This is a genomic window from Pseudomonas sp. 8Z (genome assembly GCF_902506535.1).
Classification (GTDB): Bacteria; Pseudomonadota; Gammaproteobacteria; order Pseudomonadales; family Pseudomonadaceae; genus Aquipseudomonas.
On the sequence record NZ_LR733825.1, the window covers coordinates 573,511 to 589,639 of the forward strand.

9 protein-coding genes and 2 pseudogenes are annotated in these 16,129 nt (G+C 59.9%); 4 read left to right on the plus strand and 7 right to left on the minus strand.

What is annotated here, in order from left to right:
* Nucleotides 1–266 precede the first annotated feature (266 nt).
* Together AERO9A_RS06875 and AERO9A_RS06880 are read left to right on the plus strand one after the other, a co-directional pair.
* Complete coding sequence (locus AERO9A_RS06875; RefSeq protein WP_306109800.1) at nt 267–1,328, plus strand: ABC transporter substrate-binding protein; 1,062 nt, start codon at nt 267–269, stop codon at nt 1,326–1,328.
* Nucleotides 1,329–1,503: 175 nt separating this feature from the next.
* The gene (locus AERO9A_RS06880) at nt 1,504–2,910 is read left to right on the plus strand and encodes an FAD-binding oxidoreductase (protein WP_159971167.1); all 1,407 of its coding nucleotides are present in this window, start codon (nt 1,504–1,506) and stop codon (nt 2,908–2,910) included.
* A 45-nt stretch (nt 2,911–2,955) separates the two neighbouring features.
* On the opposite strand, the gene AERO9A_RS22735 is transcribed toward AERO9A_RS06880, so the two are convergent.
* From AERO9A_RS22735 to AERO9A_RS06895, 4 genes and pseudogenes are all read right to left on the minus strand, one after another.
* Nucleotides 2,956–3,783 carry a methyl-accepting chemotaxis protein gene (locus tag AERO9A_RS22735; RefSeq protein ID WP_372239653.1) on the minus strand — a complete coding sequence of 276 codons (828 nt, stop codon included), beginning with the start codon at nt 3,781–3,783 and terminating at the stop codon, nt 2,956–2,958.
* A 30-nt stretch (nt 3,784–3,813) separates the two neighbouring features.
* Nucleotides 3,814–4,878, minus strand: a pseudogene (locus AERO9A_RS22740) (cache domain-containing protein); the annotation flags it as partial.
* A gap of 88 nt (nt 4,879–4,966) precedes the next feature.
* The gene (locus tag AERO9A_RS06890; protein WP_159971169.1) at nt 4,967–6,022 is read right to left on the minus strand and encodes an RNA methyltransferase; all 1,056 of its coding nucleotides are present in this window, start codon (nt 6,020–6,022) and stop codon (nt 4,967–4,969) included.
* A 14-nt stretch (nt 6,023–6,036) separates the two neighbouring features.
* On the minus strand, nt 6,037–7,062 hold the full coding sequence (locus tag AERO9A_RS06895; protein ID WP_159971170.1) for a DUF5924 family protein: 1,026 nt from the start codon (nt 7,060–7,062) through the stop codon (nt 6,037–6,039).
* Nucleotides 7,063–7,201: 139 nt separating this feature from the next.
* Between AERO9A_RS06895 and AERO9A_RS06900 the strand changes: the two genes are divergently transcribed.
* Nucleotides 7,202–7,501: a DUF1883 domain-containing protein gene (locus tag AERO9A_RS06900; RefSeq protein WP_159971171.1), complete on the plus strand. Its 300-nt coding sequence runs from the start codon at nt 7,202–7,204 to the stop codon at nt 7,499–7,501.
* A gap of 71 nt (nt 7,502–7,572) precedes the next feature.
* Here the strand turns inward: AERO9A_RS06900 and AERO9A_RS22745 are convergent, their stop codons facing one another.
* From AERO9A_RS22745 to metH, 3 genes and pseudogenes are all read right to left on the minus strand, one after another.
* Nucleotides 7,573–8,436, minus strand: coding sequence for a methyl-accepting chemotaxis protein (locus tag AERO9A_RS22745; protein WP_372239654.1), 864 nt, complete (start codon nt 8,434–8,436; stop codon nt 7,573–7,575).
* Nucleotides 8,431–9,198, minus strand: a pseudogene (locus AERO9A_RS22750) (MCP four helix bundle domain-containing protein); the annotation flags it as partial. The gene AERO9A_RS22745 and the pseudogene AERO9A_RS22750, both read right to left, overlap by 6 nt.
* 525 nt (nt 9,199–9,723) lie before the next feature.
* Nucleotides 9,724–13,443 (minus strand): methionine synthase, encoded by a 3,720-nt coding sequence (gene metH / locus AERO9A_RS06910; protein WP_159971173.1) that lies wholly within the window; start codon nt 13,441–13,443, stop codon nt 9,724–9,726.
* Nucleotides 13,444–13,722: 279 nt separating this feature from the next.
* On the opposite strand from metH, the gene AERO9A_RS06915 reads away from it, so the two are divergent.
* The gene (locus AERO9A_RS06915; protein ID WP_159971174.1) at nt 13,723–16,002 is read left to right on the plus strand and encodes a fatty acid cis/trans isomerase; all 2,280 of its coding nucleotides are present in this window, start codon (nt 13,723–13,725) and stop codon (nt 16,000–16,002) included.
* Nucleotides 16,003–16,129 lie beyond the last annotated feature (127 nt).

Consider the following 16,129-nt stretch of genomic DNA (forward strand, 5'->3'; position numbering starts at 1 on the left):
ATGCCTCCTCGGTAGAGCCTTGAGCGATGAATAGGGCTGGTCTTAACTCCTATCAACCGCTTACGCAAACAGGCAGGGAAAGGCATGAGCAAGCATGGTGATGTCGAGCTTGGCGATGGAGCGGTGGATGTCTGGCTATTTTTCTCGTCCCTAACGGCGCGTTTTCGGCAGTGCTCGTTAGTCGTTTTGGTTGATCTGGAGTCTGCGGTTCTGTGTTTTTCTGTCGCTATGCTTATACTGCGTCCACTCAGGGAGGGTGTCTTGCGGTGATCAGGTGGTTGCTGGGCCTCAGCGTCATGCTATGGGCTGCCTTGGCTACAGCGGCAGGTAACCCTGTCACTGTGGTATTCATCAACCCTGGCTATAGCAGTGAGCCATTCTGGGTCGACTACAGCCGTTTCATGCGCGAAGCGGCTGAGCAGCTCGGCATGCAGTTTGAAGTGTTATATGGCGAGCGCGACATCACGCGTATGCAGCAAATGGCTCGCCAGATAAGCCGTTCAACCTCGCCCCCGGATTACCTGCTTTTCACTAACGAACAGTTCGTAGGTCCGCAGATTTTGCGTGCGTTCGAAGGGGGGCGGACACGCTTGTTTGCCTTGCACAGCACCCTCAGCCCTGAGCAGCAGAAGCGCACAGGTGGTAGTCGCGAGCGTTATACGAATTGGATTGGCAGTCTGGTTCCCAATGATGAGGAAGCCGGTTACCTGTTGGCGCGTGCCTTGGTTGCGCAGGCCGATGGCAAGCCTGTACAGATGCTGGCGTTCACAGGCGTCAAGCAGACGCCATCAGCCACCTTACGTCTTGATGGATTGCGCCGCGCCTTGGCTGATGCGCCTAACGTACACCTCGAACAGGCCTTGTATGGTGAGTGGCAACAGCGGCGCGCCTATGAGCAATCTCGGGCATTGTTACCGCGTTACCCTGATTTGCAATGGATCTGGTCTGCCAATGACGAAATGACTTTTGGTGTCATGCAAGCGGCACAAGAGCTTGGTCGCAGCCTTCGCTACGCAAGCATGAATAACTCTGCGCGCGTGCTGCAGGCGCGTATCGATGGGCGTATCGATGTGTTGGCCAGTGGGCACTTTCTGCTCGGTGGTTGTGCCTTGGTGATGATCTACGATCATGCCAATGATGTGGACTTTGCTGAGCGAGGCGGCAAGGATCAGATTGCTCGTTTGTTGCGGCTGATCGATGCGGAGCAGGCGCGCACGCTTGCGCAGCATCTGCAACGTAGGCGAATCGATGTCGATTTCACTCGTTTCAGTGCCGCCCTCAACCCCGCAGGGGCCGGTGCCTGCTCCATCGATTCGTTGCTGCAATGATCAGCTACTGGCAAGAGCAGCGTTAGCACGAACCAAGGCATGAAAATCATCCCCTTTAGCTTGTCACGACTAGATTGCCGACCTTGGGCTTGTTGCTCTGCTGTTGGGCGCGTCGCAAGACATCAAGCAATCGTCACTGCTAGCCTTGCGTCATCGTTCGATGGCGGAGGCGTAGATGAACACTGGGTGCAACATCAGCTTGTGGATGGATCTGCTCGATGATTCGTTGCAAGCCAGGCCAAGCTTGCAGGCTGATATTCAGGCCGATGTAGCGATTATTGGGGCCGGCTATACCGGGCTGTGGACAGCCTATTACCTCAAACGCCACGCGCCACAATTGCGTATCGTGATTCTGGAGGGCGAGACGGCCGGTTTCGGCGCCTCCGGGCGTAACGGTGGTTGGTTGATGGGTAACTTGCTCGGCGAGGATCGTCTGCTGACAGGCCTTTCGCCTGCTCAGCGCAAGGCATCCTTCGAGCTGCTGCACGGCATTCCTGATGAGGTGGCTGAGGTCATCGCCCGTGAAGGCATCGACTGCGACCTGCGTAAAGGCGGCGTGCTGTATTGCGCTGCACGTTACCCTGAGCAGGAAGTGCGCCTGCGCGAATATCTTGCGCACTTGAGAGCGCTGGGGCTGGGTGACGAAGACTATCGCTGGCTGATGCCGAACGAGCTGGCGGAGCAACTGCACGTGGCCAATGCCAACGGCGCGCTATACAGCCCGCATTGCGCGACCATTCAGCCAGCCAAATTGGTGCGTGGCTTGGCGCGCTGCGTCGCAGGTATGGGCGTCGAACTGTATGAGCGCAGCCCGGTGATTGACTGGCAGCCAGGCTTGGTGCGTACCGAGAAGGCTCATGTCACAGCCGATTGGGTGGTGCCGGCCATCGAAGGCTACGCCACGACCCTGCCGCCGTTTGGCAATCACCAGCTACCGGTACAGAGCCTGATCGTTGCCAGCGAGCCGTTGTCGGCGGATACCTGGGCAGGTATCGGCCTTGCACGCGGTCAGGCCTTCAGCGAGTTCAGCAGGCAGGTCACCTATGGCCAGCGCAGCCTTGATGATCGATTGATTTTCGGTGCGCGGGGCGGCTACCGCTTTGGTGGTGGACTGCGCAGTGACTTCAATTTGACAGATGGCGAGCTCGCGCTACGCCGCTACTTGATTGGGGAGATATTCCCGCAACTGCGCAATGTGCGTTTCACCCATTCATGGGGCGGCAATCTGGGAATGGCAAGGCGTTTCAAGCCACACATGCTGCGTGATAGGGGAAATCGCATTGCGCTGTCTGGTGGTTATGGTGGCGAAGGTGTCGGCGCCAGCAACCTAGGTGGCCGTACCCTTGCGGATCTTATCCTTGGGCGTGACAGCGAACTGCTGCGCCAGCCCTGGGTGTTGAGTGACAGTCCAGTTGCTCGTTTGAGTCGCTGGGAGCCCGAACCCTGCCGTTGGCTGGGGTACAACGCGATCATTCGCAGCTTCGTGCATGAGGATGCGGTGCTCGCCAACCCGCGTAGTGCAGTCTGGCGTCGGCGCCTGGCGCAAGCATTGGCGGCACGCCTGGAGCGCCTGATGTGCTGAGCGAGATGGCGGCGAGTTGGCCGCCGCCAGGCTCAGCGTCTTGGCTCAGACCTTGAAACGTCCCAGCAAGCGATCCTGCTGGCTCACTTGCTCAACCATCGATGCACACTGGCTTACTTGCTGCTCAGCGCCACCTGCCAGCTCCTGACTGATGTCACGGATATTGGTGGTGTTGCGGTTGATCTCTTCGGTCGTGGCGCTTTGCTCTTCAGCGGCTGTGGCGATTTGCAGGTTCATATCATTGATGCGGGTGATCGCTTCGCGAATGCGACCGAGCATATCGTTGGCCGCGCTGGCTTCTTCGGCCGTCTTGCTGGCCGTGTCACGATTTTGCTGCATACGGCTCTCGGCCTGGCGTACGCCGCCTTGCAACTGATCGATCATTTGGCGGATTTCTTGCGTTGCCTGTTGTGTACGAGAAGCCAGTGAGCGGACTTCGTCGGCCACCACGGCAAAACCTCGCCCTGACTCGCCTGCCCGTGCGGCTTCGATGGCCGCATTGAGTGCCAGCAGGTTGGTCTGTTCGGCAATGCTGGTGATGACTTGCAGGATCGACTCGATGTTTTGGCTGAGCTTGGCCAACTCATTGATCGCCTGGCTGGTTTCGTCCATCTCGTCGGCTAGATGGCGGATCGCCGAGCTGGACTTGGATACCACGCGTACGCCGTTCTCCGTCTCTTCGTTGGCGGCTTGCGCAGCATGTGCGGCGCTTTGTGCGTTGCGTGCCACTTCCTCGGCGGTAGACGCCATTTCCTGCATTGCGGTGGCCAGTTGATCCAGCTCCTGCAACTGCACCTGCAGGCGGCGGGCGGCCTGCTCCGATTCGTTGGAGGTCAGCGCGGTGCTCTCACGCACCTGGTGCGCGCTGCCCATTACGTTGCCGATCAGGTTCTGCAGGGTCTGCAGGAAACGGTTGAATTCCTGCGACAGCTCGCCAATTTCGTCCTTGCTATGGATGGGCAGACGATAGGTCAGATCGCCTTCGCCGCTATTGATTTCGCGCAGAGACGTGCTGAGCAGGGCGAGTGGTTTGAGCAGATGGCGCATCAACAAACCCAGCGCCAGGAGGCTGATGGCGACACCGGTAACAGTACCGATTACGGCCAGCCAGGTAAGGTGATTGGCTTCGGCCATGACGATGCTTTCATCCAGTACCACGCCGATATACCAGTCCATGCCGCGCAGGTTGGGCAGTGGCGTGAAAGACAGCAGCAGGCGTTTGCCGTCGATATCGATTTCACGCAGTTCTTTGTCCAGCGAGAGTTTCTGGTTGCCGAAGAGTTCGCTGATCGGTTTGCCGTTATGCTCGGCCTGCGGATGGGAAATGATGTTGCCCGAGTGACTGAGCAAGAAGGCATAGCCGGCGCCGTTGAAGTCCAGCGTGTTGATTGCGTCGGCAACACTATTGAGACGAATATCGCCGCCGAATACACCGAGGAATTTACCCTTGTCACTGATCTTGGCGACGGCTGAGATGAGTGTTTCGCCAGTGGTGGAGTCGACATAGGGTTCGGTCAATACAGCCTGGTTCGCCGCCTTGCCGGTTGCGTACCAGGGGCGCACACGGCCGTCATAGTCGGGGCGCGGATTCCAGCTATCACTGTTCTTGAGCGTCTGGCCGGTGGCATCCAGTGCGCCAAATATCAGGAGGAACTCGCTCTTGAGTAGCGGCAGATCGAATATTCGTTGGTTGGCTTCGGGGGTGTACTCGCTGTCGATGGTGGCGGCGAGCAGATCCATCAGGCGCAGTTTGGCGTTCAGCCAGTTTTCGATCTGCCGGGCCAGTGAGTTGCTGGTTTCGGAGATGCTCGACTCGACCTGGCTGCGCAATGTCTTATGCAGTTGATTGACTTGCAGCATGGATAGCAGGCTGATGGTCAAAACCAGTACGCAGGCTGCGGCTATGCCAGCCTTATGGGCAATTTTCATGGGATCTCCTGCGGCACTATGCACGCGTCCGTTCAGCATTTTTCACGCAGATGTGTGGCATCTGCTGAGATTTTCTTTTCAGTGCTATCGGCTTCAAACCGCCGGACTTGAGCGATTGAGGGCGATTTTAAGGGGCCAGGCGACCGGGCAATTTGCGATCGAGGTTACGCACCTTGATCAAGTCGGTGGCACGGGCGCGTAGTTGTCCGCAGCCGCCGTCAACGTCCTGGCCAGCCGAGTTGCGCACCTTGGTTAGCACGCCACGACTATGCAAGTAACGCACTATCTCGACGATGCGCTCGCCATCCGGGCGCTGGTAGTCGTCGGCTTCCAGGCTGTTGTAGGGAATCAGGTTGAGCACAGCGAACTTGCCCTTGAACAGGCGCAGGATGTTGTCCATTTCCTCCTGGCTGTCGTTGATGCCCTTGAGCAGCGTCCACTGGTACTGGATGGGGTAGTCGATGGTGCGGGCATAGGCCTCGCCCAGTTCCATCAATTCCTCGGGGTCGATGCGCGGCGCTTTGGGCAGCAGCCGCTGGCGCAGCTCGGCATCGGTGGTATGCAGCGACAGGGCCAGGGCTGGGCGTACACGCTGCTGTGGCAAACGCTCGAAAACGCGCGGATCGCCCACCGTGGAGAACACCAGGTTGCGTTGGCCGATACCACCCTCGGTGCCGAGCAGGTCGATGGCCTCCAGCACGTTGTCGAGGTTGTGCGCGGGCTCGCCCATGCCCATGAATACGACTTTCTTGACCGGGCGAAAGCGTCGGCCAAGCGCGACCTGGGCGACCATCTCGGCGCTGCTGAGCTGGCGCAGCAGGCCGCTCTTGCCGGTCATGCAGAACACGCAACCGACGGCGCAACCAACCTGGCTGGAGATGCACAGGCCGTCGCGTGGCAACAGCACACTTTCCACCATCTGCTTGTCGGCCAGCTCTACCAGCAGGCGTGCCGAGCCGTCGGCGCCGGGATGCTCTGAGCGTAGACGGGCAAGGCCGTCGAGATCCGCCGCCAAGGCTGGCAGCGCTTCGCGCACCGTTAGCGGCAGGAAATTTTCGGTCTTCTGGTGCTTGGTGCCGGTGTCCAGCGGCTTACCCTGCAGCCAGGCACGGGTAATGCGCCCGATGTGCTGGGGTTTGGCGCCAAGGTCGGCGAGGCGTTGGGTGATGTCGGAGAGCTGCATGGGCGCGGATGCTATCACTTGGCCGGTGCGTCGAGTACGTCGAAGCGCAGCACGCCGATCATCTGCCCGGCTTCGGTCACAACCTGTACCTGCCATTTGCCAGCGGCATCGCCGGGGAAGCGCAGTTTGTGTGTCCAGGCGCGGTAGCCTTGCTTGCGCCCGCCGTGGATATCCAGGGCGATACGGTCGACTTCGCGGCCATTGTGCCGCCAAACGTGGTAAATGCGCTCGTTTAGGCCGCGCGGCGCGTTGATCGCTGTGTAGGCATACAACCCGTCATCCTGCAGTTGTGCCAGGGTCACGCTCTCCAGTTGTTCGCCCGGTGTGCGTAATTGGCCGTCGAAGCGATCACTAATCGCCACATCGGTCAGCCATAGGGTGGCCGGCGGCACCCAAACGCGCGCCATCCAGCCACCGCCTGCCAATAACAGTGGCAGCAGGGTGAAGGTAAGCACGCGGCGCCAACCGCTGAAACCTATTACGCCCGCTAGGCTGGGCAGCGACAGCAGAGTGGCCAAGGCCAGTGAGATGCCATAACTCTGGGGGGTGCTCAGATGGAAGATGATTGGCAGCGCGGTGAGCATCACCGCAAACAGCGTCAGGCTATGGAAGATCAGTAGCAGCCAGCGGCGCGGTGCCAGCCAGCGGTAATACAGCGGGTCGGTGATCGACACCAATGCTGCACCGCCTAGCAGGCCGCTGAACAGCAATTGTCCGCTGTTCCAGGTTGTGGTGATGAAGAAGAACGGCAGGACGAAGAACAGGCTTTCCTGATGAATCACCTGAGTAGCGTAGCGCAGCAGCGGCAATGGCAGCTCGAAGCCAAAGCGTCGGGCGATGCGTTCGCGCAGCAGGTTTTCCAGAATCAACCAGATCCAGCTCAACAGCAGTACCAGCCCCAGCACTTTGGCCAGGTGTGCCTGGCGATCCACCAGCAGGAAGCTGGCGAGCCCAGAGCAGAAACCAAATGCGGCGATCAGGCCGGGGTAGCGACGAATCCAGGCGAGTAGGGTAGGGATCTTGGCGAGCAGGGCTTTCATGGACAATCAGGCGAAGGTGAGTAGGGCGCGCATGCTAGGCAGGCTGGGCGCGTCGTGCAAGCGGCTCGTCGACTGGGCTGGCGATGCCGCGCTGCTTACGGCACTATTGCGCCCCCGTTTCACCACCGAGTCCGAATCGATGAAATTCATCCATCAACGCGAGCAACTGGAAGAGGGCGATCTGGTGGTCATCCAGTGCTCGCAGCCCTGCAATATCCGCCTGATGAACGACGCCAACTTCCGCGCCTTCAAAAACCGTGGCCGCCACAGCTACCACGGCGGCGCCTTCATCAAGTTCCCGGCGAAGATCAGCGTGCCTTCCAGCGGCTTCTGGAATATCACCATCGACACGGTGAGCCGTAAGGCCGTGAGCATGACGCGCAAGCCGCAGCTCGACTACAGCATCACCATCAAGCGCCAGCGCCGTGAGGGTGTTTGAAGCCTTAGTCCTTTTCATCGCCGCAAAATGAACAGAGCCCGCTATTGCGGGCTCTGTCGTAACGGTTGGTTTTAAATTTGAAACTGCTTGGTCAGGCGGTTCAAATCGTGGGCCAACTTGGTTAGTTCTTGAGTGGCTGTGCTGGTCTGGCTCGATCCTTCGGATGTTTCACTAGACAGATCGCGAATGCGGACAAGGTTTCGATCAACTTCACGTGCAACCTGAGCTTGTTCCTCGGAGGCCGTGGCGACCATGATGTTCCTGTCATTAATTTGGTTCAGTGCATCCGTTATCGTGGCCAGTACTTTTCCAGAGCCTTGTGCCATTTCCAGTGTTTTTTCAGCTTGCAGGCTGCTTTTCTTCATGGAAGAAACCGCGTTGGACGTGCCCGACTCTATGGATGTAATCATGCCCTCAATTTCCTGGGTCGACTGTTGCGTACGATGTGCCAGCGCTCTGACTTCATCCGCTACGACAGCAAATCCGCGACCTGCCTCGCCCGCTCTGGCGGCTTCGATTGCTGCATTCAACGCCAGAAGGTTGGTTTGTTCTGCAATGCCCCGGATCACATCAAGAACTTTGCTGATATCGGCTGACATGAGCGCGAGTTCTTGAACTTCGTTCGAAGTGGACTGAACATTCGAGGCCAGTTGAACTATCGCGGTGACTGTTTCATCTACTTGAGCGCGCCCTGCGATAGCCGATGAACTTGACTGCGATGTCAGTTGGGATGTCGAAACCGCGTTGCTTGCAACCTCTTCAACTGCGGCCGTCATCTCATTGACGGCTGTTGCGGCCATTTCAATTTCGTGACCCTGCTGCTGGACGATGCGCGCAGCCCCTTCGGTAACCGTATGCATCTCTTCAGCGGTCGAGGCTAGCTGGTTGGATGAATCACCTATCATAACCATGGCGCTGCGCAAGTTGGTTTGCATGACGGCGAGTGCTTTGATGAGTCGCCCCACTTCGTCCGTGCCATTGTGATCGATGTTTGTACTCAGATTTTTTGCCGCGATTCGCTCGGCAATGCTTAACGATTGTGCAATTGGAAGACTAAGGCTGCGCGTGAAAAAGAACGCGATCAGTACGGTCGCAAAAATAGCGATGGCCGAGCTCAGTGCGACGATTATTTTCGTATCTGCATAGACCTTGTCGGCGACATCTCCCGATTTGATCGCTTTCTCTTCATTGAAAGAGATGAACGCTTCCAGGGTACTGTCGACCTTTTCGGCTGCGACCGTCATGTCAGTTTTAGAGAGTTGGCTTGCGGATTCTATGTCGCCACTTTGCGTGTATCCGACATATTTATCGTGCACTGCGTTGTAGTGGGTGATGCTCTCTATCAGTGTATTGAGTTGCTCGCTGCCGTGATCAGTGACGACGAGCTTCTTGAATGCTTGAAGCTGCGTATTGATGCTGTTTTTTGAGTTGGCAATATCGGAAATGGCTTTGGCTTTTCGTTCGGCGGTGTCCAGTGGGTTGCGCAGGCGAACATTGTTCGCTTTGATGGTACTTAGCTCGTATTTTATATTGCCTAGCAGTCGGACTGAGGGCAGGACGTTTTCTTCTACGAATTTCTCGGCCTCGCTCAGGGCGCGAGATTGGCGCAAGGCAATAAGGCTAACAATTATTATGATTAAAAGAAGGCTGCCAAAACACAGGGCGGATCTTGAAGCAAGGCTAAGTTTTCGTAGCATGTTCTTTCCTTAGATATAGGGGCAGATAGAGCGTTATGGTATGGCGCTAACTTTTAGTTATTGTGAGTTATGCGGCTCTACAGCGTGCTTCCAAGCGGCATCCGTGTTGTGCGGACAGATACGATTAGCCTTTCGGCTCGCAATGGGGGCGGTGCCCGCAAGGACACTTCTAAAAACGTAGGCGAGGCAGCCAGCACAAGGTGAAAATAGGCGAAAAAGCGAAGTTTACGAGCTGTAAATGAGCATTTTGAGCCTGTTTTAACGCAGTGATGGCACGCAGGTAGTTTTTAGCGGTGTTCGCAAGTGGCGTGGGCGGTGCAGGATAGAGGCAGAGGGCCTGCCCAAGTCAATCGTTATCTGATTTTTTGTGGTGGCAGGTATACCTATAGAGCAGTCGGCGTAGCGCGTCGCCATTAATCTCCGGCGAGTTCGACACGCGACCGCAGTGCTTGGTCGAGCCTGGCAGCGCCTGGGGGCGCTGCGATATCGGCAGGAAGGTGGTGCGGGTGTGCGCCCGCACGGGTATCAATCGTCGTAGCCGAGGTTCGGCGCCAGCCAGCGCTCGCTGACGGCGATGTCCTGGCCCTTGCGCGCGGTGTAGCTTTCGATCTGATCCTTGTCGACCTTGCCCACGGCGAAATATTGCGCCTCGGGGTGGGCGAAGTACCAGCCGGATACCGCTGCCGCCGGGAACATGGCGTAGTGCTCGGTGAGGAACACGCCGCTGCAGCCCGCCTTGTTGTAGTCCGCTTCCGGGTCGAGCAGTTTGAACAGCGTGCCTTTCTCGGTGTGATCCGGGCAGGCCGGGTAGCCTGGGGCAGGGCGGATGCCCTTGTACTGCTCGCGGATCAGCGCCTCGTTGTCCAGTTGCTCGTCCGCCGCGTAACCCCAGTATTCCTTGCGCACGCGCTCGTGCAGCCACTCGGCGCAGGCTTCGGCCAGGCGGTCGGCCAGGGCCTTGACCATGATCGAGTTGTAGTCGTCGCCCTTGGCCTCGTAGGCCTTGGCCACTTCCTCTGCGCCGATGCCGGCGGTGGTGATGAAGCCGCCGACGTAGTCGGTCACGCCGCTGGCCTTCGGCGCAACGAAGTCGGCTAGCGACAGGTTCGGCTTGCCGTCCGGCTTGATGGTCTGCTGGCGCAGGTGGTGCAGGGTGGCGAGCTGTTCGCCGTTGTTACCGTAGACTTCGATATCGTCGTCACGCACCTGATTGGCCGGCCAGAAGCCGAATACGGCGCGGGCCTTGATCAGTTTCTCGTCGATCAGCTTGCGCAGCATCGCCTGGGCGTCGTTGAACAGGCTGGTGGCCGCCTCGCCGACGATTTCATCGGTGAGGATGCGTGGGTATTTGCCGGCCAGATCCCAGGAAATGAAGAACGGCGTCCAGTCGATGTACTCGGCCAGCACGTTGAGGTCGATATCGTCCAGCACCTTGGCGCCGATGAAGCTCGGCTTGGGCGCAACGTAGCCGTTCCAGTCGAAGGCCGGTTTGTTGGCGATGGCGCTTTCGTAGCTCAGGCGCTCGGTGCGGGTCGCGCGGGCGGCGGTGCGCTCGCGTACCACCACGTAGTCGTCGCGGGTCTTCTGCACGAAGTCGGCTTTCAGCTCTTTCGATAGCAACTGGGTGGCCACGCCCACGGCGCGCGAGGCGTCGGTGACGTAAACCACGGCATCGTTCTGGTACTGCGGTTCGATCTTCACCGCCGTGTGCGCCTTGGAGGTGGTGGCGCCGCCGATCATCAGCGGCAGGTGGAAGCCCTGGCGCTGCATTTCCTTGGCGACGTGGACCATCTCGTCCAGCGACGGGGTGATCAGCCCGGACAGGCCGATGATGTCGCACTTCTCGGCGATGGCGGTCTGCAGAATCTTCTCCGCCGGCACCATCACGCCCAGGTCGACGATGTCGTAGCCGTTACAGCCCAGCACCACGCCGACGATGTTCTTGCCGATGTCGTGCACGTCGCCTTTCACAGTGGCCATGAGGATCTTGCCCTTGGCTTCCGGCTTGTCGCCTTTCTCGGCTTCGATGAAGGGGATCAGGTGCGCCACGGCCTGTTTCATCACGCGAGCGGACTTGACCACCTGGGGCAGGAACATCTTGCCCGAGCCGAACAGGTCGCCGACCACGTTCATGCCGCTCATCAGCGGGCCTTCGATGACCTCGATGGGGCGCGCGCATTGCTGGCGGCACTCTTCGGTATCCTCGACGATAAAGGCGGTGATGCCCTTGACCAGCGCGTGTTCCAGGCGCTTGTCGACCGGCAGCGAACGCCACTCTTCGTTCTCGACTTCCTTGGCGGCGCCGTCGCCCTTGTACTTGTCGGCGATGGTCAGCAGCGCTTCGGTGGCGCTGTCGTTACGGTTGAGCACCACGTCCTCGACCGCGTCGCGCAGCTCCTTGGGAATCTCGTCGTAGATTTCCAACTGGCCGGCGTTGACGATGCCCATGGTCAGGCCGTTCTTGATCGCGTAGTAGAGGAACACCGAGTGGATCGCTTCGCGCACCGGGTTGTTGCCACGGAAGGAGAACGACACGTTGGACACGCCGCCGCTGGACAGGGCGAACGGCAGGTTGTCGCGGATATAGGCGCAGGCTTCGATGAAGTCCACCGCGTAGTTGTTGTGTTCCTCGATGCCGGTGGCCACGGCGAAGATGTTCGGGTCGAAGATGATGTCTTCCGGCGGGAAGCCCACTTCGTTCACCAGAATGTCGTAGCTGCGCTGGCAGATTTCCTTCTTGCGCGCGGCGGTGTCGGCCTGGCCCACTTCGTCGAAGGCCATCACCACCACGGCGGCGCCGTAGCGTTTGCACAGACGGGCGTGGTGCTTGAACTGCTCGACGCCTTCCTTCATCGAGATCGAGTTGACGATGCCCTTGCCCTGGATGCATTTGAGGCCGGCTTCGATCACGTCCCACTTGGAGGAGTCGATCATGATGGGCACGCGGGAGATGTCCGGCTCACCGGCGATCAGGTTGAGGAACCTGACCATGGCCGCCTTGGAGTCGAGCATCCCTTCGTCCATGTTGATGTCGATGACCTGCGCGCCGGCTTCCACCTGCTGCAGGGCGACTTCCAGGGCTTCGGTGTAGTTTTCCTCGCGGATCAGGCGGGCGAACTTGGCGCTACCGGTGATATTGGTGCGCTCACCGACGTTGACGAACAGCGAGCTGCGGTCGATGGTGAACGGCTCCAGACCCGACAGGCGGCAAGCCTTGGGGATATCTGGAATCACGCGCGGCTTGTACTTGCTGACGGCCTCGGCGATGGCCTGGATATGCGCCGGGGTGGTGCCGCAGCAGCCGCCGATGATGTTGAGGAATCCGCTGGCGGCGAACTCTTCCACTACGGCAGCCATCTCGGCGGGCGACTCGTCGTACTCACCGAAGGCGTTGGGCAGGCCCGCGTTAGGGTGGGCGGAGACGTGGGTGTCAGCCTTGTTCGACAGCTCTTCCAGATACGGGCGCAGATCCTTGGCGCCGAGGGCGCAGTTCAGGCCGACCGAGATGGGCTTGGCGTGGCGCACTGAGTTCCAGAAGGCTTCGGTGGTCTGCCCGGACAGGGTGCGGCCAGAGGCGTCGGTGATGGTGCCGGAAATCATGATCGGAAGCGTGACACCATCTTCCTCGAACACCTGCTGCACAGCGAAGATCGCCGCCTTGGCGTTGAGGGTGTCGAAGATGGTTTCAATCAGGATCAGGTCGGCGCCGCCCTCGATCAGGCCGCGGGTGGCTTCGGTGTAGTTCTCCACCAGCTCGTCGAAGGTGACGTTGCGGTAGCCGGGGTCGTTGACGTCCGGTGAGATCGAGCAGGTGCGGCTGGTTGGGCCGAGAACGCCTGCGACGAAACGCGGGCGATCCGGGGTTTCCAGGGTCTTGGCATCCGCCACTTCACGGGCTACGCGAGCACCAGCGACATTCAGCTCGTAGACCAGTTCCTCCATGTCGTAGTCGGCCTGCGACACGCGGGTGGCGTTGAAGGTGTTGGTTTCCAGAATGTCGGCGCCGGCATCCAGGTAGGCCTTCTCGATCTCGGCGATGATCGTCGGTTGGGTCAGCAGCAGCAGGTCGTTGTTGCCCTTGACGTCGCTCGGCCAGTCGGCGAAGCGCGCGCCACGGTAATCGGCTTCGTCCAGCTTGTAGCTCTGGATCATGGTGCCCATGCCGCCGTCGAGGATCAGGATGCGTTCCTTGAGGGCTTGCTGGAGGGCTTGCAGCCGGGCGCTGCGATCGATGAGCGTGGACATGGGCAACCTGTCTGGCCGGATAAAAAGGGCGCAAATCATAGCAAGGATGCAGGGCTTTCGGACGCATACCGGTTTTCCATGAATTTCATTCATGTTGCGCGCAGGGCAGGCCGCCAGGGTGCTGGATTGCAGGGCTGTGGCAGGCGGTGTGCAGTCTGGGTAGTCGCTGAATCCGGCTGATGCGTGAATGTCTTTCAGGGCTGGGTGGCGCGTATCGCGCTATCAATGAACGTCGTTACCGGTAGAATCTGCGCTCTCATCGATTCCGGATGCCATTCCATGCCCACCCGCTTGTTGCTCGCCTTCGCGTTGCTGTTGGCTTCTCTGGGCGTGCGCGCCGCTGCCATTTCCTATGTCGATGAGGTGCAGCCGATCCTCACGCAGAAGTGCGTGGCCTGCCATACCTGCTACGACGCACCCTGCCAGCTCAACCTGGGCAGTGGTGAAGGCGCACTGCGTGGCGCCAGCAAGCAACTGGTGTATGACGGCACGCGTACCGAGGCGCAGGCGACCACTCGCCTTTACTATGACGCGCACGGCGAGGCAGCCTGGCGCCGGCGGGATTTCCATTCCGTACTCGATGCGCAGGGCGGCCAGGCCGCGCTGATCGCGCGCATGTTGGAGTTGGGGCGGAGCAATCCGTTACCGGCCAACGCCAAGCTGCCGGAGGATCTGGATATTGCCATCACCCGCAGCAACACCTGCCCGCTGCCGGGGGAGTTCGCCGAGTACGCCAGCAAGAACCCGCACGGCGGCATGCCGTTCGCCGTGACCGGGCTCACCGATGGCGAATACGCCACCCTGACCCAATGGCTGCAGCAGGGCGCTCCTGTACAAGAGCAGGCCCTTACGCCAACGGCTGCCGAACTCAGCCAGGTGGAGGCGTGGGAGCGTTTCCTCAATGCACCGGGTGCGCGCGAGAACCTGGTGTCGCGCTGGATCTACGAGCACCTGTTCCTCGCGCATCTGTATATCGAGGGCGGGGATCAGCGTCATTTCTTCCAGATGGTGCGTTCGCGCACGCCCAGTGGTCAGCCCATCGACCCCATCGCCACGCGCCGCCCCAATGACGATCCAGGCACGACCTTCTATTACCGCCTGTGGCCGATCCAGGGCGTGATCGTGCACAAGACCCACATCACCTATCCGATTGGCAGCAAGCAGCTCGAACGCGTACGCCAGCTGTTCTTCGCCAGCGACTGGACGGTCGATGCCGTGCCGGGTTACGGCGCCCAGCGCCGCGCCAATCCGTTCGAGACCTTCGCGGCCATCCCGGCGCAGGCGCGTTACCAGTTCATGCTGGATAACGCCGAGTACTTCGTGCGTACCTTCATCCGTGGCCCCGTGTGCCGTGGTCAGATCGCCACTGACGTGATTCGCGACAACTTCTGGGCACTGTTCCAGGATCCGGCCCACGACCTCTACATCACCAATGCCGAGTATCGCGAGCAGGCTACGCCGCTGTTGGCCATGCCTGGGCAGTTCGACGACATCGGCGATCTGCTGGGGCTGTGGCGCAACTACCGCGACAAGCGCAACGAATACGAAGACCTGCGCCGCGACACCTATGCCGCTGCACCGCTGCCGGGCTGGTCGACGATCTGGACGGGCAACGACAATGCGCTGTTGTCGATCTTCCGCCAGCACGACAGCGCCTCGGTGCGCAAAGGCCTGCTGGGCGAGATTCCGCAGACCATCTGGTTACTGGATTACCCCTTGCTGGAGCGCACCTATTATCAACTGGTGGTCAACTTCGACGTGTTCGGCAACGTCTCCCATCAGGCGCAGACACGCTTGTACTTCGACCTGATCCGTAATGGCGCCGAGGTCAACTTCCTCCGCCTGCTGCCCGCCGAATCGCGCCAGGCCTACCTGGACGATTGGTACCAGGACAGCGGCAAGCTGAAGATGTGGCTGGACTACACTCACGTCGACCACCGCACCCCGAGCGCTCTGTATCTGCCCGGCCCTGATGCCAAACGCAGCTTCGCCGGGCAATTGCTCAGCCGCTATGCCAGCCTCGATGCGCGGCCTGATCCGATCAACCGCTGCAGCAATGGTCGCTGCTACCGTGAAGGGCTCAAGGCTGAGCAGCGCGATGTCGAGCAGCGCCTCAGCCGCCTGGCCAGTCGCCCGGCAGCGGGGCTCAAGGTGATCGAACAGATGCCCGAGGCGACGATGGTGCGGGTCGAGTTCGCCGATGGCTCGCGCGAGGTCTACAGCCTGCTGCGCAACCGCGCGCACAGCAACGTGGCCTTCATGCTGGGTGAGGAACTGCGTTATCAGCCGGGCCTGGACACCCTGACGCTCTACCCGGAGGTGCTGAGCAGCTACCCCAACTTCCTCTTCAACCTCAAGGCGAGCGAGGTCGAGGATTTCGTTGGCCAGATGCAGCAGGTGAGCGACGCCAAGGGCTTCGAAGCCATCACGCAGCACTGGGGCATTCGCCGTAGTCATCCGCAGTTCTGGTTCTACTTCCATGACCTGGACGCGCGCATTCGTGAAACCCAGCCCATCGAAGCCGGCGTGCTGGACATGAACCGCTACGAGAACCTTTGAACCGTACCCTGGCAGGCGGAGATTGTCCGCCTGTCAGGGCGCGGAACCTTTATAGCGACCTTTCTCCCGCTACTGCGGTCGGACGCAGTGGCTGCCAAGCCAGGCGGCCCGTATCGATCGCGAAGAG